Source organism: Sinorhizobium sp. RAC02 (assembly GCF_001713395.1).
In the GTDB taxonomy this organism is placed as follows: Bacteria; Pseudomonadota; Alphaproteobacteria; order Rhizobiales; family Rhizobiaceae; genus Shinella.
In genome coordinates this window covers 4,110,364-4,128,170 of record NZ_CP016450.1, presented here as the reverse complement: position 1 = coordinate 4,128,170, position 17,807 = coordinate 4,110,364, and the positions used below count along the sequence as shown (strand labels likewise).

The window sequence follows — 17,807 nt, the reverse complement described above, 5'->3', positions numbered from 1 at the left end:
AGAGGAACGCCCCCCGGTCAGCGACAGAGCATCCTGCCAGAAACCAACCTCAGATGAGGCGTAGACGCAACGCGATGGCGATCGCCTGCATGCGGTTGACGGCCTGAAGTTTGCGGGTCGCGCTCTTGAAGTAGCTGCTCACCGTATAGACCGAGATACCGAGAATAATGGCGATCTCGTCGCTGCTCTTGCCCGCCGCCGCCCAGCGCAGGCACTCCACCTCGCGGCTGGACAGTTTTTCACGGCCCGCGGTCGCCGCAACGAACGTCTTCTCGAGGCATTCGAACAGCTGGAGAGCGGCGAAATGCAGCTCCGCCAGCTCCGGACGAGCAAGCGGCACGCGCGCGCCGGAAAACACCATCAGATAGGGATCCGACGTCGTGGAATGCAGCAGGAAGGCCGTCGAGCCGGAAAGACCGTGGCTTTCGGAAAGTGCGATCGCCTCGGCCACCTGAACGTTCCCCCAATCCGAGGGCGCGAAAAGCGAACTGTCGCCCTGGACAGGCAATTTCGTCATGCCGGTCTCGACCGCCAGCCGGCTGACATGGAAGAGGTTCATCGCATCGTACTTGCGCACGAGATCGGCCGGCCAGTTGCTGACGAGCAGGCGTTCGGAAAAACGCTGCTGCGCATTGGCCGGAAAACGCGACACCAGGAAATGGCTGAAGCGGAAGTGACTGGCGCACTGGCGCATGAGGTGCAACACCTCATACTCGGTCTGCACGGAATCGATGTTGGCCGTGGACAAGAATTCGGGCGACCAACCCTGCTGCAGGAGCATGTTGTCTGGATCTCTCATTTTCCGCTTCCAACAGCCGGCGCGTCGCGCCGGGCTCGTGTGCATTCTCGGTCCGGAAAATTTCAGGAGCACCCCTTCAAGCCAGCGACGACGAAAAACGCCGCTCGCGGCCATATCCCAGAGGGAGACGGCGCGCGGAGGGAATTCATTTGGATGCTTCCTGGGAGCTTCCGTGCATCGATCCGATGCGACCCCCTAAATTTGGGGGCGTATTAGCAGCGTTTGAATAAAATAGAAATGAAATATTCGCATAGCTCCCATGCGGCCGTCGGGCATGGGCATACAGGCAAACGTAAGGGAACCCGGTGCTTCGCAAGTGTGGTCATACCGGTGAAGCCGCTCAAATGATTAGAAAATTGTTACTGCGCGCTTAGGCAAATCTTAAATGTGGCAGGCTACAGTCCCGCCATATGGTCTTGAGTTTATGTAGAGAGTCCAATGACCGAACTGATACGACCCCGCGTTAAATACGTCATCGGCCCCGATGGCAGCCCTCTTACGATTGCCGATCTGCCGCCGGCCAATACGCGGCGATGGGTGATTCGCCGGAAGGCAGAAGTCGTCGCCGCCGTGCGCGGCGGGCTTTTGAGCCTCGAAGAAGCCTGCGAGCGTTATACGCTGACGGTCGAAGAATTCCTGTCCTGGCAGTCGTCCATCAACGATCACGGTCTTGCCGGCCTGCGCACCACACGCATCCAGCAGTACCGCCACTAGCCTTTTCCGGATCAAGACCACAGCAGCCGTACCCAGTGCGGCTGCTGTTTCATTTGGAGACGGGCTGCAGCCGCATTTGCAACAGGCCGGTCATGATTGCCGAAGCCGCATAGAACCAGAGGCCGGGCTGGGTGAAAGCCGAAGCCATGCCGCTGGTCTTCGCCGCAACGATGACCAGCGCCACCAGCATCACATCCATCATCGACCATTTTCCGAGGATCGGCAGCAGCCGCGCGATCCAGTTTGCCCGGCCGCCAGGCTGGGCCGGCGCAGTCGCTTCCAATGCGATGCCGAAGAGCTTTATCACCGGGAAAACGATGGAGAAAAGCCCCACGAGTATCGCAAGCCCGCCACTCCCCTGCTCCCAAAGCGAGACGACAATGTCGATCAGCGAAGGCGTTTCGTCGAAGAAATAGAGCTTTTCAAAGCGCACGAGCGGCAGGACGAGGCCGAAGGCCAGAAACAGTGCGGAGAGAACGAGGAAAGCGGGAACGACAAGGATCATGGCACACATCGCAGTTTCGATGCGCCCTGCATATCATTCACCCGATCAGGATGCAGCACACTGCGTTCACATCCTGTTGCCTTGCAGCACGGCACGAGACAGGAAAGGATAGCGTCAACGCAACGACAGCGAGGCCGTCATGGAAATTCTCAGCGCTGAAACCGGCTCGAAGGGCCGCTACTATACCGTCGTCGAGGGGCACGAGGCGGAAATGACCTATTCCCGCACCTCGCCAAAGCTCGTCATCGTCGATCACACCGGCGTGCCGGATGCCCTGCGCGGCAAGGGCGTCGGCCAGGCGCTGGCGGCCTATGCCGTGGAGGCGGCCCGCAAGGGCGGCTGGAAGATCATGCCGCTTTGCCCGTTTTTCCGCGCCCAGGCATTGCGCCACAAGGAATGGCACGACGTCGTCGATGTCTGACGCAACACGAAGAGCCCTCGTGAGCGGTCTTCCGGCCGCTCGCGAGGGTTCTTCAGAGTTGGGTCAGGTCAGGCGCGCATCCGAACCGCGTTGTCACGCTCTTCCAGTGCAGACGCCTTGGCGAACTCCGCATCCGCCTCTTCCAGTGCCAGTTCCGCCGCATCCTGCTGCACCTTCAGTTCCCGGATGGAGACCTGAAGATTGTCGGAGCGCTGCCGCGCCGCCTTGGCAAAGGTGGGATAGGCGAAGTGGTTGGAATCAGTGATCCCGGACTTCTTTTCTTCGATGGCGATCTGGCTTTCCAGTTCCTTCGACATCCGTTCGAATTCGGACATCATCAACTGAAGCTGGGCCAGCTGCCGTCTCTTGTCTTTCACCTGAAATTCCTTCAGGCGAACTAGGCTCTCACGCGACTTCATACGCAATACTCCCGTGGATAGCGAGACCCCGGCATTAAGGCGATCGACCACCGAAACATGTGGCGAACGGTCACCCGGCATTTCAAATCAGCACCCGAAGCACGACGATCATCGCACGCTGGAAGCCGACATTTTCGCCCGAAACCCGGCCAAACACGCCGAGCCCACGAAAAAATCTAGCGATATTAATAAAACCCTACCGCTGGTAACCTTTCGTTTACGGGCATCGTTAATCATAGGTTCGATGATTTAAGGCTCAGTAAATGCGGTTCGCTAAAAAAGAGGTGGGGCGCATTAATGAGTCGAAAGAGTCAGTTAGATGTGTGTCTTAAAGAGACAGTTTAAGAGTCACATTTCTGATTCATCCATGAAATCAGGGAGCTGCCTAAAATAATTAACAGATCGATACACCTTGCCAAAGTGAATCAGGATTTGTTAACCATTTCGTGGCAGCCTCCAAATCAGGCAACGACTGGATCCGTATCGCGTAGGGGGCCAGGTACCTTGAGCGGCGGAAAAGGGGACAGATATGCGGGTTCTACTTATTGAGGACGACAGCGCGACAGCGCAGAGCATCGAATTGATGCTGAAGTCCGAAAGTTTTAATGTGTACACCACCGACCTCGGCGAGGAAGGTGTCGATCTGGGCAAGCTGTATGATTACGACATCATCCTGCTCGATCTGAATCTCCCCGACATGTCGGGTTACGAGGTTCTTCGGACATTGCGCCTGTCCAAGGTCAAGACGCCGATCCTCATCCTCTCCGGCATGGCCGGCATCGAGGACAAGGTGCGCGGTCTCGGCTTCGGCGCCGACGACTATATGACGAAGCCGTTCCACAAGGACGAACTCGTTGCCCGCATCCACGCCATCGTGCGCCGTTCCAAGGGCCATGCCCAGTCGGTCATCTCGACGGGCGAGCTCATCGTCAACCTCGACGCCAAGACCGTCGAAGTCGGCGGCCAGCGCGTGCACCTGACGGGCAAGGAATACCAGATGCTCGAGCTGCTCTCGCTGCGCAAGGGCACGACGCTCACCAAGGAAATGTTCCTCAACCACCTCTACGGTGGCATGGACGAGCCCGAACTGAAGATCATCGACGTCTTCATCTGCAAGCTGCGCAAGAAGCTCGCAAACGCCGCCGGCGGCGCAAACTATATCGAGACGGTCTGGGGCCGCGGCTATGTGCTGCGCGAACCCGAAGGCGACTTCGCCGAAAGCGCCTGATAGGCCCCCTCTCCGCTCAAGAAATTCAAACCCGCCGCTCTGCAGGCGGGTTTTTCTTTGCCTGCGGGAATGCGGCAAGAGGGCAAACAAAAACGCGGCCAGTTCTTTCGAACTGCCGCGTCGGTTGGGTGGCTACGTATAGGGAGCGCGTTCAGGCCGCGATCGAAAGACTGCTGAACACCTGGGTCAGGATCTTGCGGTCGAACGGCTTCAGCAGGAAATCGTCCGCACCGGCGCGCTTGCCCATCATCATCTTCTTCAGGTCCGCCTCGACCACGCAGTAGTAGATGCGCACCGACTTGCCCTGCGGCAGGTTGCGGATATTGCCGATCAGCTCCAGCGCGCCGTCCATGGTGGAATCGACGATGAGAATGTTGGGCAGCTCCGCCTCGCAGCGAACCAGCGCTTCGAGCGAGCTCGAGGCTTCCAGCACGAGGAAATTGAAGCCGGAGAGAATACGCTTGCCGACCTTCCGGACGACGTCGGAACCATCGGCGATCATCAACCGCTGCATTCGCTGCTCCTAGCTCTCCCGCTCGTGATGCGCGGGAACGATACAGCTTGCAACTCTATCGACGGCTGGCAAACAAAACGTTAGCGGCCATGGTTAACGATACCTTGGCCGCTCTTGCCTTACTCCGCCGCTGGAGCCATCCGGGCCGAGAAGACGATTTCCTCGGGGCTCGCCGTCACGTCGAGCTCCATGCCAGCCTCATCGGCGAGCAGCACCGTGTAATACGGCTGAATCGAATGGGCATCGACAGACTCTTCCGGTGTGCCGGAGAGGATTTCCGCGAATTTGGGCGGCACGCGCAGCATGCGGCCCTTTGCGGTAAGCTTGAAGACAGCATCGAATTCCGGGTTTTCAAGCGTGACGTCGATCGAGCCGCCGCGCGGAATGGCGCCGTAGGCGACGAGAAACAGGTTGAGCAACAGCTTGACCCGGTTCTTCGCGACGATGGCGCGCGGACCCGACCAGGTGATTTCCGTCTTCTTTTCGGCTGCCGCGAAGTCGCGCGCGGCCTTCTCCGCCTCACCCGTATCGATCGACGCGCCGACGGAGCCGGATGCGCCAAAAGCCAGGCGTGCGAACTTCAGACGGACGGAAGCATTCAACGCGCTGGTGCGGATGAGGTCCATCGCCTCGGAATCGGCGCCACCCTCGTCGAGCAGCTCGAGACCATTGTTGATCGCACCGACGGGCGAGATGACATCGTGGCAGACGCGGCTGCACAGAAGCGCTGCCAGATCGGGACCGGCAAGCGTAAGATTCAGATTTTTCGCCATAAATTTCTCCCAGGTCCACGTGTTTGTTCAACGCAGCCGGCTTGACAAGGGCACATTCGCGGCAGTCTCCGCGACGCATAGCACGTCAGAATTGCGCGAGGCGTGCCCGATTGAAAGACAGCCATAATGACACCACATTTGGTAAACCGATTGTTAAGACGATCAGATCAAATTGCTACATGAACGGGGCCGATACATGAAGGAAGGCGAACGGGACATGGCTATTTCAAATCTGGTCACGATGGTGCTCAGGATCGTAACAGCAACATTCTTGGCGCTACTCCTCGCTTTGCCGGCTCAGGCGCAGCAGGGAAGCAACCAATATTCCATGCAGGAAATCGTCGACGCCGGTCACGGATTCTTCGGCTCGACCTCCGGCGGCCTGGCAAAGGTGGTGGAACGCGCCTTCGAATCCTACGGCCTGCCGAACGGCTATATCCTTGGCCAGGAAGGTTCCGGCGCTTTCGTCGCGGGGCTCACTTATGGCGAAGGCACGCTGAACACCAAGAATGCCGGCCAGCACTCGGTGTTCTGGCAGGGGCCGTCGCTCGGCCTCGACTGGGGTGGCCAGGGCAGCCGCACGATGATGCTCGTCTACAACCTGCCCGACGTCAACGCACTCTATGAGCGGTACGGCGGCGTTTCCGGCTCGGCCTATTTGGTCGCCGGCGTCGGCATGCAGGTCAACGTCAACCGCGACGTCGTGCTCGTGCCGATCCGCACTGGCGTCGGCGCGCGCCTCGGCATCAATGCCGGCTACCTGAAGCTGACGCGCCAGCCGACCTGGAACCCCTTCTGAGCGAATGAAAAGGCACTCTCGTCCGTCAGGTTAACCGAGAGTGTATTTCGCAGAGACAACCCCTGTGCAAGTTCGGACGAGCCGCTATAGTGTTCTCGTCCGAGACCCGTTTTGGAACGAGTGACCCGTGATCGAGTACGCCCTTCTCTTCGCGCTCGGCTTTCTCGCCGCCACACTGACCGGTTTGCTCGTTGCTCCGGCAATCCAGAAGCGCATCGTCAAATTCACCGAAGCCCGCATGAAGGCCACCATGCCGCTGAGCCCGCAGGAAGTGCGCGCCCAGAAGGATATGGCGCGCGCGGCCTTTGCGACCGAAAATGCCCGGCTCTCCCAGAGCGTGCGCCGCGAGCGGGAAAAACACACGCTGGAAATGGTGAGGAACGAGAAGCTGCTCGCCCAGGCCGCCGCGATCGGCACGGAAAACGCCGAACTGCACGCCCAACTCGCCGACATGAACATCGAGGCCGGCGACATGCGCTCTGCCCTCCGGCGCGAGGAGCTGAAGAGCGAGCAGCTCAAGGTCGCTCTCACAACCGCCGACCGGGAGGCCAGGGGCCGCTCGGCCGAAGTCGACAAGCTGAACTCCAGCATCGAACACCTGCGCGCCGATATCGACGACATGAAGATCGACCTCGCCACCCGCGATACGGCGATGGAAAACCTGAAGAGCCGGATCGGCAATCTCAAGGACGAGCGTGACAAGTTGCGTGAGGACTTGAAGTCGACGAGCCAGAATGCGAAAGCGCTGGAAGTTCGGCTTGCCCAGGAGGAGGCCCGCGTGCGTCAGATGGAAACCCGGCTGACGCGGGAACTCGCCGGAAGTGCCGACAAGGACAATGCTATCGAGAGGCGCATCGCGGAGGTCAACCGCCTGCGCGACAAGGTGAAGACATTGACAGTGGAAAACAAGGAAGCGGCGAAGTCCGTCCGTTCGGTCGGGACCGCCCGCGCCACGGTGACAAGCCGTCTCTCCCAGCGCCGCTCCGACAAGGTGACACCACCGCCCATCGATATCGTCGCGCTGGAAGAGCATGTGCGCGATCAAGGCACGGCGCTTTCCGAACGGCTGATGGCCGCAAAGACCGGCGAAAACGATGCCGCATTGCGCGAAGAAATGGCCGATCTTGCCAGCAAGATGATCGTGCTCACCGCTGCTCGAGAGGGCGCTGGCTCACCGGTCCACGACCTCATCGCCTCGATCGACCCTGCTCTTGACGGCGACGAAAAAAACCTTGCCCAGCGCGTCCGCGCGCAGATCGGGCAAGACGAGAGCTGAGTTCACTCTATCCGACACGGCCCATAGCGAGAGCGATCTGATACAGCGCGATCCCGCTCGCCGTCGCGACATTGAGGCTGTCGAGCCCGGGCCGCTGTGGAATGCGCGCCGTGCGGAAGGAGGAAAGGATGCTTTCGGCAAGCCCCTCGCCTTCCGTGCCGAGCACAAGCGCAATGCGCCGGGCCGCGGGGATTTCCGCCACGGCGACCTCACCACGCGGCGAAAGCCCCCAGATTTCAAAGCCCGCCTCCGCCAGCCCGCGCAGCATGCTTTGCGCATCAAGGCCGCGTGAAAACGGCACCGTCAGCACAGAGCCGACAGACACGCGGATAGCCTTGCGGTAGAGCGGATCGCAGGACATCTCGTCGAGAAAAACCGCATCGGCGCCAAAGGCAGCGGCATTGCGGAAGATCGACCCGACATTGTCATGGTTGGACAGGCCACAGCCGGCAAGGACGAGGCTCGTTTCCGGTAGGCGCTCGAGGAGTGACTCTCCCCTCTGTGCCGCAGGCTTCCGGCCGAGCGCCAGCACGCCACGGTGCATGTTGAAACCGGCGACGGCATCGAAGACTGCCGCCGAGGCCACATAGACCGGCACGGTCGGCGGAAAGGTCGCCAGTACGTCCGCAATGCCGGCCAGCCGGTTTTCGAGAAGCAGGAAGGCCTCGGCGGCAAAACCATTATCCCGTGCCGGCGCCGCGCCGAGCATGCGCAGCACCACCGTACCCTCGGCGATGAACAGGCCGTCGCGACCGGTGAGGTCGCGTTCGCGGATCGATATAAAACCCGCAATGCGCGGGTCGGCTGGATCATCGATACGGACGGGTTGCGCCGCCATGCCCGATCAGTTGCCCGCGACGTCGATCTCGGCGACGATGCGGCCGGCAGCGATGTCGAAGAGGAGAGCCTTGCGTGCGCCAGCGGCAGTCACGCCGTAGAACAGGATCTGCCCGTCCGATTGCGAGACGGCGGAAACGGCAAACCCGTCCGGCAGCGTCGCCGTCACCTTGACGGGTGCATCGCTCGGAACGAGCGTACCGGACGCAGTTGCGGCTTGCGGCTTGCCATCGCGCGTGTTGATCTTATAGACAATGGCCGCAAGCACCGCCATGAACATCAAAAGCATGATGCCGCCCGAGACGAGTTGCAGGCGCATCATCTTGCGACGAACATTTTCCATCACCGGGTCGAGCGGCTTGTCTTCCTGATCGTCGTTTTCGATATTGGACATGGCAGGCGCCCTTCCGGCAATGAGTATAAGTGAACGATGACCGACCCCTTTAAAGAAGCCGAGGCCACAAGAAAAGTCCTGACGGTGCCGGAAGACGCCGAAGGGCGGATCGACGCCTGGCTGGCGGCCACGCTTGCCGGCGATTTTTCACGCAGCCGCATCAAGGCGCTGATCGAGGAAGGCGCCGTTCTTGTCAATGGTGCCGCCATCGCCGAGCCGAAGCGCAAGATTCATCCTGGCGACACCGTCGAGATCGCCCTGCCGGAGCCTCGCGATCCGGAGCCGAAGGGCGAGGATATCCCGCTCGACGTGCTCTATGAGGATGACGACCTGATCGTGCTGTGCAAGCCGGCCGGCCTCGTCGTGCATCCCGGTGCGGGCAACTGGACCGGCACGCTGGTCAACGCGCTCATCCATCATTGCGGCGAGAGCCTGTCGGGCATCGGCGGCGTGCGCCGCCCCGGCATCGTGCACCGCCTCGACAAGGAGACCAGCGGCGTGATGGTCGTCGCCAAGAACGACATCGCACATCGCCACCTCTCCGACCAGTTCGCCGACCATGGCCGCACCGGCCCGCTGGAGCGCGCCTACCAGGCCGTCGTCTGGGGGCGCCCAGGCAAGTTGAAGGGCACGGTCGACGCGCCGCTTGGCCGCGCAGCAGACCGCACGAAGCGCGCCGTGAAGCGCGAAAACACTGACGACGCGCGCGAGGCGATCACCCATTACGAAGTGATAGAGCGTTATGCCGAGACCCCCGACGCCACCAGCCTCGCCTCCCTCATCGAATGCCGCCTCGAAACCGGCCGCACGCACCAGATCCGCGTGCACATGGCCCATATCGGCCATCCGCTGATCGGCGACCCGGAATATGGCGCCGCGTTCAAGACCAAGGCGAACCGTCTGCCGGATGCGGCGCGGGACGTGGTCAACGGCTTCCACCGGCAGGCGCTACACGCCTTCCTGCTGCAATTCGAACATCCGGCAACCGGCGAGACCATGCATTTCGAGGCCCCGCCGCCGGAGGATCTGGAGCGGCTGATCGAGGCACTTCGCGCAGTCGAATAGGCCGCCAACCCTTGATTTTCGGGCATCAGGCCTTATTTTAGCGATGTGTCGCAAAATCAATTCGCCCTTCCCGCCTTCACGCAGCCGTGAAGCCTGCGGTGGCTTGAACCATTGTTTCGCCATACCTATCTGTATGATCGTGGGGTCGCCATGTCCCACGGGGAGCATGGTTGCTGACGGGGATCCGGTTTTCAGGATCAGGCTCCGTACCAAGGCTTGCCGAATGGAAGCCGTCTTAGAAAGGGGTGCTGAATGGCCCGCAATACGCTGCCGTCGATTACGGCCGGAGAAGGTGGTCTCAACCGCTATCTCGATGAAATCCGCAAGTTTCCAATGCTTGAGCCGCAGCAGGAATACATGCTCGCCAAGCGTTATCAGGAGCACGGCGATCGCACCGCCGCGCACGAACTCGTCACGAGCCATCTGCGCCTCGTGGCCAAGATCGCCATGGGCTATCGCGGCTACGGCCTGCCTATCGGCGAAGTCGTATCCGAGGGCAATGTCGGCCTGATGCAGGCCGTCAAGAAGTTCGACCCGGAGCGCGGCTTCCGCCTTGCGACCTATGCCATGTGGTGGATCAAGGCCTCGATCCAGGAATATATCCTGCGCTCGTGGTCGCTGGTGAAGATGGGCACGACTGCCAATCAGAAGCGCCTGTTCTTCAACCTGCGCCGCATGAAGAACAAGATCCAGGCTATCGACGACGGCGACCTTCGTCCGGACCAGGTCAAGGAGATCGCGACCAAGCTCAAGGTTTCCGAAGACGAAGTCGTCTCGATGAACCGCCGCCTCACCGGCGACGCCTCGCTCAACGCGCCGATCAAAACCGGCGAAGGCGAATCCGGCCAGTGGCAGGATTGGCTTGTCGACAATCACGACAGCCAGGAACAGACGCTGATCGAGCAGGACGAACTGGACACGCGCCGCGCGATGCTCGCCCGTGCCATGGGTGTGCTGAACGACCGCGAACGCCGCATCTTCGAGGCCCGTCGCCTTGCCGAAGATCCGGTAACGCTGGAAGAACTCTCCACCGAGTTCGACATCAGCCGCGAGCGTGTGCGCCAGATCGAGGTTCGCGCCTTCGAGAAGGTGCAGGAGGCCGTGCAGAAATATGCGGCCGAACAGGCCCGCGCTGTCCGCGTGATCGAAGACGCCTGATCGCGCCCCGCGTAGTACAGAAACAAAAAGGCCCGGCATCGCTGCCGGGCCTTTTCTTTTGATGGATGGCAAACCTTACGGGTTGGCTGCGCCAGCGGTCGTCCAGGCCTTCATAACCGTGTCGAAGGCTTCCGCACCGGCGGCCCCCTTGTCGAGCGTCATCAGCGCGCGGCGACCGTTGCGGTAGGTGATCGGAATGTCGATCCAGTTGCGGGTGCGCAGAAGCTCGGTGTTCTTGGCAATCGCTTCCGGGAAATCGTTGAGCGCGATCATGTGGAAGTCGTCGGTGATCTTCGCCGGCACCGCGATCAGCGCATCGCCGCGGTCCTGCTCGGTCCGCTTCATCGCCACGCGCTGCACGCTCTCGATGCCGCCACCTTCAAAGTTCTCCGGCAGCGAGAAGACGAGCTCTACCAGATGACTTGCCGGCAACGAGCGGTCGCCATTGCGGCGGAAGGTGATCAGCGCGGTCAGGCCCTTGGAGGGCACATTGACCTGCGCGCGCACCACCGGTTCTGCCTTGGCGTCGCCACCCGGCGATTCCTCGGCAACCGACCAGGCAACCGTGCCTTCGATCGCCGTCGGCGCGGTCTGGCCCAGGCGTTCCTCATAAAGGAACATCTTTTGCGTAACGCCGATGGCGGCGGGCTGTTCGCCGGTCGTCGCCGGCGTCTGGGTGTCCGTCGTCGTCGCCGTGTCCGTACCGGCCGGGGTCTGCGTGGTGCCGTCCGTCCCGGTCGGGGTGGTGGCCGCATCGCCTGTGGTCGCAGCAGCGCCGCCCGTGGTCGTAGCGCCGCCAGTGGCAGATGCACCGCCCTGAGCGGCATCTGCCGTTTCCGTCGACTGGGCAGCGACCGACTTGCCTTCTTCCGGCGTTGCGCCGTCAAGGGCCGGCGCCGGGCCCTGGTCGACTTCGGAACCGTCGGTCAACAGGCGCTGCGTGAACTTGCCACTGCTGTTTTGCGAGGTAGAAGCAACCTCGGTCGTCGTGGGCGTCGTGCCGGCGGCATCGTCCGTCGGGGTCTGGGCCGTTTCGGCCGGCGTGGTGTCGGCCGGCAGGTTGCGGCCGCCTTCTGCGGTCTGGTTGGTCTGCGTGGTTTCCGCAGGCGTCTCGGTCGACGGGGCCGTGAACGACGCGATGCGCTCGTTGACCCAGCCGTTCACCATGTCGCGGTTGAACCAATACCCCGCACCCGCGCCGCCAATGATGGCGATGAGCGCGACCAGCGCCGCAAGGGCTGCAAAATTGATGCGCGACTTGCGCGGCTCCGCCCGGAACGAACGCTGCGGTGCGCGGGCCGTTTCGACCGTAGGCGTCGGGGAGACAGCCGCATCGGCGAGCCCGGCCTCTGCCATGGCGGCAGTTCCCGCAACCGCCGCACCGGCCTTCGGCCCATTCTGGCCAAGAAGTTCGTCGAGGTCGCCCCAATCCCGTGCCGGAGCGGCTTTCTCCGCCGTGTCCGCAGGCTGCACGGCCTTCTCGTCCGGCCAGTCCCAGGCAAGCGGATCGGTTGCGGTATCGACAGGTTGCGCAGGAGTGTCCGCCGTCTCAACGACGGGCGTCGCCTCGTTCCAGTTCCACTGCGCCTCTGCCGACGGCATGCGGGCATCCGCGACCGGCTCGGCATCCGGCACCTGTTCATCGTGAACCGGATAGACCTGCGCTTCCGGCTCGACGGCAGCACCGGACTGAGGCTCTCCCGTCGTGTTTTCGGTCGCGGTCTCCGGCTCCTGCCAGGACGGCACATAGTCATCCGCCGGGGCGGCCTCGACCTGCCAGGACGGTTCGACATGCGCCTCGGCAGCCACCGGCTGTGGCTCGTCCGCTACCGCCTCTTCAACCACAGGCTCGCGTGGCTCGGGCTCGATATCGGCTTCGACAGCTGGCGCTTCCTCAACCGGCGCCTCGGCAACGGGCTCGTCTTCAACGACGCTCTCGGCCGGCGCATCCTCTTGGGATTCCACCGGCTCGGCGACGGGCTGCTCAACAGGCTCGGCGTGCTGTTCCGGCTCGGCTTCGGCAGGCTCGGCCTCCCGTTCAGCTTCGGTAGGCGCCGCCTCTGGCTCGACGTCGGCAACCTCGGCTTCCGGCTCAGCGGCGGCGGCGGTCTCTTCGACCACCGGCTCCGGCTGCACGGCCTCTTCGACAGGCTCGGTTGCGAGATCCTCGACGGGTTCGGGCGCGGGCTCTTCGACGGGAAGTGCCTCGGCGTGCTCGCCCTCGACGTCGCCGATCGCCGCTTCGAGCTTGTCAAGCTGACGCTTCACGAGGTCATCAGAAGGGCGCGGGTTCATGGATTCGAGCTGCCTGCGGACGGCGCCGCGGGCCTTCTCGTAAACCTTCTGCCGCATCTCGGCATTGTTGTCCGAGAGGCCATCAACGGCCCTTCGAATGACTGCTACAAAATCCGCCATCAGAACTTTCCGTCGTGTCAGTGCGCTATCCTATTGGAATACGACACGGAACTGGTGTTGAGCTTGAGATTAGTCCTCAAACGGGTCTGTCACAAGTATGGTGTCATCCCGCTCCGGACTGGTCGACAGCAGGGCGACCGGCGCGCCGATCAGCTCTTCGACCTGACGGACATATTTGATCGCCTGGGCCGGCAGATCCGCCCAGCTGCGGGCACCGACCGTCGAGCCCTTCCAGCCTTCGAGCGTGATGTAGATCGGCTCGACGCGGGCCTGCTGGCCCTGGCTTGCCGGCAGGTGATCGATTTCCTTGCCGTCGAGCGTGTAGCCGACGCAGATCTTCAGTTCGTCGAGGCCGTCGAGCACGTCGAGCTTGGTGAGCGCGATGCCGGTAATGCCATTGGTGGCGACCGACTGGCGCACCAGGGCTGCATCGAACCAGCCGCAACGGCGCTTGCGGCCCGTGACCGTGCCGAATTCATGGCCCTTCTCGCCGAGGAACTGGCCGATCTCGTCATGCAGCTCCGTTGGGAACGGGCCTTCGCCGACACGGGTCGTGTAGGCCTTGGTGATGCCGAGGATGTAGCCGAGCGAGCCCGGTCCCATGCCCGAACCGGCAGCAGCCTGGCCGGCGACCGTGTTGGACGAGGTGACGAACGGATAGGTGCCGTGGTCGATGTCGAGCAGCGAGCCCTGCGCACCCTCGAACAGAATGCGCGCGCCACGGCGGCGCTCCTTGTCGAGCATCAGCCAGATCGTCTCGCGGAACGGCAGCACGCGATCGGCAACCGAGGTCAGTTCCTGCATGATGGTCTCATGCGTGACTTCGTTTTCGCCAAGGCCACGACGCAGCGCATTGTGGTGCGTCAGCAGGCGCTCGACCTTGCCCGGCAGGGTTTCGAGGTCGGCGAGGTCCATGATGCGGATGGCGCGACGACCGACCTTGTCTTCGTAAGCCGGGCCGATGCCGCGACGGGTCGTGCCGATCTTGACGCCGGAATTGGAGTTGGAGGCAGCATCCTCGCGGATGCCATCCAGTTCGCGGTGCAGCGAGAGGATAAGCGTGGCATTGTCGGCGATGCGCAGGTTTTCCGGCGTGATCGTCACGCCCTGCTTGCCGAGCTTGTCTATTTCAGCGATCAGCGCATGTGGGTCGACGACGACACCGTTGCCGATGACCGCCATCTTGCCCGGACGGACGACGCCGGAGGGCAGCAGCGAGAGCTTGTAGCTCGTGCCGTCGATGACGAGCGTATGGCCGGCATTGTGACCACCCTGGAAGCGCACGACAATATCCGCGCGTTCGGAAAGCCAGTCGACAATTTTGCCCTTGCCTTCGTCACCCCATTGCGATCCGATCACCACGACGTTCGTCATTTAATCTTTCCCATTCTTGCGCGCGGATACCCGCCCGCCTGACACAAACCCGCGCATCTATACTGTGTTGTCTTTGGGAATGCGACCCTGTTATGACGGCCGTCATCCGCTTTTTGCATGACATTCCGCGGTTTTTCCCCTTATCTGAGGCACCCGCCGACGCACCCCGCGTACCCGTTCTTCATCCGGACACGTCCCACCTTGAACAGCAGAGCCTATTTCTACCTTTGCATCACCGCGCTTTTCTGGGGCGCGAACTCGGTTGCGGGCAAACTTGCCGTCGGCCATGTCAGCCCAATGGTGCTGACGACGTTCCGCTGGATCGTCGCGCTCACGATCATCCTGATCTTCATGCTGCCGCAAGTGAAACGCGACTGGCCGGTCATTCGCAAGCACTGGCTCCAGCTGCTGCTCTACGGCGTCTTCGGCTTCACCGCCTTCAATGCCCTGCTCTATACTGCGCTCGGCCATACGAGCGCCATCAACGCCGTCATCGAGCAGGCCGGCATTCCGATGCTGATCTTCGTCTTCAACTTCATTCTGTTTCGAATCCAGGCGTCGATCGCCCAGATCGTCGGCTTCAGTGTGACACTTGTCGGCGTTCTTGTAACAGCCGCTCATGGCGAATTCTCGGCACTGGCGGAACTAGAGTTCAACTTCGGCGACGCGCTGATGCTTTGCGCCTGCATCGTCTATGCCGCCTATACGGTATCGTTGCGCTGGAAGCCGGACATGCACTGGCAGAGCTTTATCGCCGCGCCCGCCTTCGGCGCGCTGTTGAGCGCCATCCCGCTGTTCTTCTGGGAATTGTCGCGCGGCGCGGCGATCTTTCCGGATACGACCGGCTGGGCCATCGTGCTCTACGCCGGCATCTTCCCCTCGCTGCTCTCGCAGGTGCTTTATGTGCGCGGCGTCGAGATGATCGGCGCCAACCGGGCCGGCCTGTTCATTAATGCCATCCCGGTCTTCGGCACGATTCTGTCCGTCCTGTTGATCGGCGAGACGATGCACCCCTTCCACGTCGTCGCGCTGCTCCTCGTGCTCGGCGGCATCGCGATTGCCGAATGGGGACGGCCGAAGAAAAATAATATCTGACAAATACAAGAACCCACCTGCAAGAACCCATATTTCCTGCAGACTCGCCCTCAAAAATGAGGGGCGTGCTTAAAACTTGATTAGATTTTTTACTGTTGCAGTGCCCGCAACATTATTTCTCGTCAGGTTTAAGCAGTGAAAAACATTCGCATTTCCGCCCGCATCTACCTCCTCACCGCCATGGCTTTGTTTTTCATGGCCGCCGCCATGATCTACAAGACCCAGCACGCCAACGGTGAGGTGAACGACGAGCGGCGCCTCATGCTGCGCAACGTGACGCAAACGGCAATCTCCGTCATCGCCTCCTACGAAAAGCTCGCAAGCGATGGCACACTCTCCGTGGACGACGCGAAAGCACGGGCGATCACCGCCGTGATGGCCATGCGCTTCGGCCAAGACGGCTACTTCTTCATCAATGGCCTCGACGGCATGATGATCGCGCATCCGCTCAATCCGAAGCTGATCGGCACGGACATGCGAGGTCTGAAGGATACCAACGGCAAGGCGTTCAACGTCGAACTCATCCGGATAGCACAGAACCCCGGCAGCGGCTTCGTCGACTACTACTGGGACAAGCCGGGCCACAGCGAGCCCGTTGAAAAGTTCTCCTATATCCAGGGCTTCAAGCCCTGGAACTGGGGCATCGGCACCGGCGTCTATGCCGACGACCTCGCGGCGAAATACTATACGTCCATGACCACGACGATCGTCATCACGCTGCTTGCCGGTCTTGCGACGCTTGCCGCCGCACTCGCCATCGGCCGCTCGATCAGCCTCCCGATCAACCGCCTCAAGGACGTCATGCTCGAAGTCGCGAACAACCGCACAAAGTCCGACGTCCCGGATAGCGACCGCAAGGACGAGATCGGCAGCATGGCGGACGCGCTGGTCTTGCTGCGCAATTCCGTCATCGAGCGCAACGCGCTGGAAATTCGCCAGCGCGAGCAGCAGGCGGTCATTGACGGTGAGCGCAGCGCCAACGAGCAGCAGCAGGCGACCGTCGCCCGCAGCCAGTCGCGCGTCGTCGAAACGATCGGCTCCGCGCTGGAGCGTCTCGCCCATGGCGACCTGACCGTCTCCGTGCCGGAACTCGGGCCTGAATACGAGAAGCTACGCCGCGACTTCAACGGCGCCGTCGATGCGCTGAAGTCCACCATCGCCGCGATCGCCGAATCGACGGCCATCGTCAACGGCAGCGCCGGCGAGATCAGCCGTGCCGCCAACGATCTCTCGCAGCGTACCGAGCAGCAGGCTGCCTCGCTTGAGGAGACCGCCGCCGCCCTCGACGAAATTACCGCCGCCGTGCAGAATTCGACGAGCCGCGCCGAGGAAGCCAAGCGCATGGTCTCAGATGCCCGCACCGGCGCCGCCCGCTCGAGCGACGTCGTGCGCAACGCCATCGACGCGATGGGACGCATCGAAAACTCCTCCTCCAGGATCGGCGAGATCATCGGCGTCATCGACGACATCGCCTTCCAGACCAACCTGCTCGCGCTGAATGCCGGCGTCGAGGCGGCGCGTGCCGGCGAAGCCGGCAAGGGTTTTGCCGTCGTCGCACAGGAAGTGCGCGAACTGGCGCAGCGCTCGGCCAATGCCGCCAAGGAGATCAAGACGCTCATCAACGCTTCGTCGACGGAAGTTTCCGCCGGTGTATCGCTGGTGGAGGAAACCGGCACCTCGCTTGCCGACATCGAGCGCCGCGTCAACGAGATCAACGACCGCATCGTGGCGATTGCCACCGCCGCGCAGGAGCAATCGGTCGGCCTGCGGGAAATCAACACCGCCGTCAATCAGATGGACCAGATGACTCAGCAGAACGCCGCCATGGTGGAGCAGACGTCAGCCGCCAGCCAGACACTCGCCGAGGAAAGCGGCCAGCTTGCCGGCCGGATCGCCCACTTCCAGCTTGCCGACACCGGCCGCGGCCATATGCGCCGCGCCGCCTGATCGCAAAGAGGCCCAAGCACTCACGAAAAAGGCCCGCCGGATGATCCGGCGGGCCTTTTCTGTCCGTCTTGGGA

General features: G+C 62.0%; 18 protein-coding genes. 9 read left to right on the top strand and 9 right to left on the bottom strand.

Going from position 1 to position 17,807, the window contains the following annotated elements; all coding sequences use genetic code 11:
* Nucleotides 1-49: 49 nt before the first annotated feature.
* A complete protein-coding gene (locus BSY16_RS19710; RefSeq protein ID WP_069061250.1) occupies nucleotides 50-799 on the bottom strand; it encodes a helix-turn-helix transcriptional regulator in 750 nt (249 codons plus the stop codon).
* Between the two features lie 438 nt (nucleotides 800-1,237).
* On the opposite strand from BSY16_RS19710, the gene sciP reads away from it, so the two are divergent.
* Nucleotides 1,238-1,513 (top strand): CtrA inhibitor SciP, encoded by a 276-nt coding sequence (gene sciP / locus BSY16_RS19705; protein ID WP_007769470.1) that lies wholly within the window; start codon nucleotides 1,238-1,240, stop codon nucleotides 1,511-1,513.
* A gap of 49 nt (nucleotides 1,514-1,562) precedes the next feature.
* Here the strand turns inward: sciP and BSY16_RS19700 are convergent, their stop codons facing one another.
* Complete coding sequence (locus tag BSY16_RS19700; protein ID WP_069061249.1) at nucleotides 1,563-2,027, bottom strand: paraquat-inducible protein A; 465 nt, start codon at nucleotides 2,025-2,027, stop codon at nucleotides 1,563-1,565.
* Nucleotides 2,028-2,157: 130 nt separating this feature from the next.
* Between BSY16_RS19700 and BSY16_RS19695 the strand changes: the two genes are divergently transcribed.
* Complete coding sequence (locus BSY16_RS19695; protein ID WP_069061248.1) at nucleotides 2,158-2,439, top strand: GNAT family N-acetyltransferase; 282 nt, start codon at nucleotides 2,158-2,160, stop codon at nucleotides 2,437-2,439.
* Between the two features lie 68 nt (nucleotides 2,440-2,507).
* On the opposite strand, the gene BSY16_RS19690 is transcribed toward BSY16_RS19695, so the two are convergent.
* On the bottom strand, nucleotides 2,508-2,858 hold the full coding sequence (locus BSY16_RS19690) for a flagellar export protein FliJ (RefSeq protein ID WP_069061247.1): 351 nt from the start codon (nucleotides 2,856-2,858) through the stop codon (nucleotides 2,508-2,510).
* A 529-nt stretch (nucleotides 2,859-3,387) separates the two neighbouring features.
* Here BSY16_RS19690 and ctrA point away from each other — a divergent pair.
* Nucleotides 3,388-4,086 (top strand): response regulator transcription factor CtrA, encoded by a 699-nt coding sequence (ctrA, locus tag BSY16_RS19685; RefSeq protein WP_037163974.1) that lies wholly within the window; start codon nucleotides 3,388-3,390, stop codon nucleotides 4,084-4,086.
* A 151-nt stretch (nucleotides 4,087-4,237) separates the two neighbouring features.
* On the opposite strand, the gene BSY16_RS19680 is transcribed toward ctrA, so the two are convergent.
* Nucleotides 4,238-4,600 carry a response regulator gene (locus tag BSY16_RS19680; protein WP_069061246.1) on the bottom strand — a complete coding sequence of 121 codons (363 nt, stop codon included), beginning with the start codon at nucleotides 4,598-4,600 and terminating at the stop codon, nucleotides 4,238-4,240.
* A gap of 119 nt (nucleotides 4,601-4,719) precedes the next feature.
* A complete protein-coding gene (gene chpT / locus BSY16_RS19675; RefSeq protein ID WP_069061245.1) occupies nucleotides 4,720-5,373 on the bottom strand; it encodes a histidine phosphotransferase ChpT in 654 nt (217 codons plus the stop codon).
* Nucleotides 5,374-5,590: 217 nt separating this feature from the next.
* On the opposite strand from chpT, the gene BSY16_RS19670 reads away from it, so the two are divergent.
* Together BSY16_RS19670 and BSY16_RS19665 are read left to right on the top strand one after the other, a co-directional pair.
* A complete protein-coding gene (locus BSY16_RS19670) occupies nucleotides 5,591-6,172 on the top strand; it encodes a DUF1134 domain-containing protein (RefSeq protein WP_069061637.1) in 582 nt (193 codons plus the stop codon).
* Between the two features lie 127 nt (nucleotides 6,173-6,299).
* Entirely contained in the window at nucleotides 6,300-7,448 is a 1,149-nt protein-coding gene (locus BSY16_RS19665; RefSeq protein ID WP_069061244.1) for a coiled-coil domain-containing protein, read from the top strand.
* Nucleotides 7,449-7,455: 7 nt separating this feature from the next.
* Here the strand turns inward: BSY16_RS19665 and BSY16_RS19660 are convergent, their stop codons facing one another.
* Both BSY16_RS19660 and BSY16_RS19655 read right to left on the bottom strand, forming a co-directional pair.
* Nucleotides 7,456-8,286: a TrmH family RNA methyltransferase gene (locus BSY16_RS19660; RefSeq protein ID WP_069061243.1), complete on the bottom strand. Its 831-nt coding sequence runs from the start codon at nucleotides 8,284-8,286 to the stop codon at nucleotides 7,456-7,458.
* A 6-nt stretch (nucleotides 8,287-8,292) separates the two neighbouring features.
* Complete coding sequence (locus BSY16_RS19655) at nucleotides 8,293-8,679, bottom strand: hypothetical protein (RefSeq protein ID WP_069061242.1); 387 nt, start codon at nucleotides 8,677-8,679, stop codon at nucleotides 8,293-8,295.
* 36 nt (nucleotides 8,680-8,715) lie between these two features.
* Between BSY16_RS19655 and BSY16_RS19650 the strand changes: the two genes are divergently transcribed.
* Entirely contained in the window at nucleotides 8,716-9,744 is a 1,029-nt protein-coding gene (locus tag BSY16_RS19650) for an RluA family pseudouridine synthase (RefSeq protein ID WP_069061241.1), read from the top strand.
* Between the two features lie 252 nt (nucleotides 9,745-9,996).
* Nucleotides 9,997-10,902 (top strand): RNA polymerase sigma factor RpoH, encoded by a 906-nt coding sequence (rpoH, locus tag BSY16_RS19645; protein ID WP_069061240.1) that lies wholly within the window; start codon nucleotides 9,997-9,999, stop codon nucleotides 10,900-10,902.
* A gap of 75 nt (nucleotides 10,903-10,977) precedes the next feature.
* Here rpoH and BSY16_RS19640 read toward each other — a convergent pair whose 3' ends face one another.
* Both BSY16_RS19640 and BSY16_RS19635 read right to left on the bottom strand, forming a co-directional pair.
* On the bottom strand, nucleotides 10,978-13,317 hold the full coding sequence (locus tag BSY16_RS19640; protein ID WP_069061239.1) for a hypothetical protein: 2,340 nt from the start codon (nucleotides 13,315-13,317) through the stop codon (nucleotides 10,978-10,980).
* A gap of 69 nt (nucleotides 13,318-13,386) precedes the next feature.
* Entirely contained in the window at nucleotides 13,387-14,691 is a 1,305-nt protein-coding gene (locus tag BSY16_RS19635; RefSeq protein ID WP_069061238.1) for an adenylosuccinate synthase, read from the bottom strand.
* A 201-nt stretch (nucleotides 14,692-14,892) separates the two neighbouring features.
* Between BSY16_RS19635 and BSY16_RS19630 the strand changes: the two genes are divergently transcribed.
* Nucleotides 14,893-15,786: a DMT family transporter gene (locus tag BSY16_RS19630; protein WP_069061237.1), complete on the top strand. Its 894-nt coding sequence runs from the start codon at nucleotides 14,893-14,895 to the stop codon at nucleotides 15,784-15,786.
* A gap of 135 nt (nucleotides 15,787-15,921) precedes the next feature.
* Nucleotides 15,922-17,733: a methyl-accepting chemotaxis protein gene (locus BSY16_RS19625; protein WP_069061236.1), complete on the top strand. Its 1,812-nt coding sequence runs from the start codon at nucleotides 15,922-15,924 to the stop codon at nucleotides 17,731-17,733.
* Nucleotides 17,734-17,807 lie beyond the last annotated feature (74 nt).

Bases quoted from the DNA above. Each gene is read 5' to 3' on its own strand.
- BSY16_RS19710 (WP_069061250.1), bottom strand. From the start codon at position 799: ATGAGAGATCCAGACAACATGCTCCTGCAGCAGGGTTGGTCGCCCGAA.
- sciP (WP_007769470.1), top strand. From the start codon at position 1,238: ATGACCGAACTGATACGACCCCGCGTTAAATACGTCATCGGCCCCGAT.
- BSY16_RS19700 (WP_069061249.1), bottom strand. From the start codon at position 2,027: ATGTGTGCCATGATCCTTGTCGTTCCCGCTTTCCTCGTTCTCTCCGCA.
- BSY16_RS19695 (WP_069061248.1), top strand. From the start codon at position 2,158: ATGGAAATTCTCAGCGCTGAAACCGGCTCGAAGGGCCGCTACTATACC.
- BSY16_RS19690 (WP_069061247.1), bottom strand. From the start codon at position 2,858: ATGAAGTCGCGTGAGAGCCTAGTTCGCCTGAAGGAATTTCAGGTGAAA.
- ctrA (WP_037163974.1), top strand. From the start codon at position 3,388: ATGCGGGTTCTACTTATTGAGGACGACAGCGCGACAGCGCAGAGCATC.
- BSY16_RS19680 (WP_069061246.1), bottom strand. From the start codon at position 4,600: ATGCAGCGGTTGATGATCGCCGATGGTTCCGACGTCGTCCGGAAGGTC.
- chpT (WP_069061245.1), bottom strand. From the start codon at position 5,373: ATGGCGAAAAATCTGAATCTTACGCTTGCCGGTCCCGATCTGGCAGCG.
- BSY16_RS19670 (WP_069061637.1), top strand. From the start codon at position 5,591: ATGGCTATTTCAAATCTGGTCACGATGGTGCTCAGGATCGTAACAGCA.
- BSY16_RS19660 (WP_069061243.1), bottom strand. From the start codon at position 8,286: ATGGCGGCGCAACCCGTCCGTATCGATGATCCAGCCGACCCGCGCATT.
- BSY16_RS19655 (WP_069061242.1), bottom strand. From the start codon at position 8,679: ATGTCCAATATCGAAAACGACGATCAGGAAGACAAGCCGCTCGACCCG.
- BSY16_RS19650 (WP_069061241.1), top strand. From the start codon at position 8,716: ATGACCGACCCCTTTAAAGAAGCCGAGGCCACAAGAAAAGTCCTGACG.
- rpoH (WP_069061240.1), top strand. From the start codon at position 9,997: ATGGCCCGCAATACGCTGCCGTCGATTACGGCCGGAGAAGGTGGTCTC.
- BSY16_RS19640 (WP_069061239.1), bottom strand. From the start codon at position 13,317: ATGGCGGATTTTGTAGCAGTCATTCGAAGGGCCGTTGATGGCCTCTCG.
- BSY16_RS19635 (WP_069061238.1), bottom strand. From the start codon at position 14,691: ATGACGAACGTCGTGGTGATCGGATCGCAATGGGGTGACGAAGGCAAG.